The following is a 384-nucleotide window of genomic DNA, read 5'->3' as shown; positions in this document are numbered from 1 at the left end:
TGTCCTGGTCGAGGCGTCGCTGTAGACGTCCTCGCCATTGTTGGCGGCGATCGTCAGCGTGCCGCTGGTCTGACCGTCGGCGATGGTGATGTCGCCCCGATCGGTATGGACAACCGTGACACCCTGCGAGGCGTTCGTCAGCGTTGCCGTGAACACGTAGCTGGCAGTTGAGCCTTCGGTTACGGACGAGCCGGAAAGGYTGACCGTCGTCACGTCGATCGTGTCGCTGACCGACGCGGTAGCGGAGCCAGTTCCGACCTGCAGGCTTTCGAAGTTGCCGCCGCTGGTGCCGGTGATCGTCGCTGTCCTGGTCGAGGCGTCGCTGTAGACGTCCTCGCCATTGTTGGCGGCGATCGTCAGCGTGCCGCTGGTCTGACCGTCGGC

Annotated in this window: 1 protein-coding gene; it reads right to left on the bottom strand. The window is 64.8% G+C overall.

What is annotated here, in order from left to right; all coding sequences use genetic code 11:
- Positions 1 to 384, bottom strand: a 384-nt coding sequence (locus AC1DE4_RS31890; protein ID WP_477884773.1) for an immunoglobulin-like domain-containing protein, incomplete at both ends; no start/stop codon positions are given.

The organism is Rhizobium sp. 10N414 (assembly GCF_056394785.1).
The sequence above is the reverse complement of the archived record's forward strand: the minus strand, read 5'-3'. Positions and strand labels throughout refer to the sequence as shown.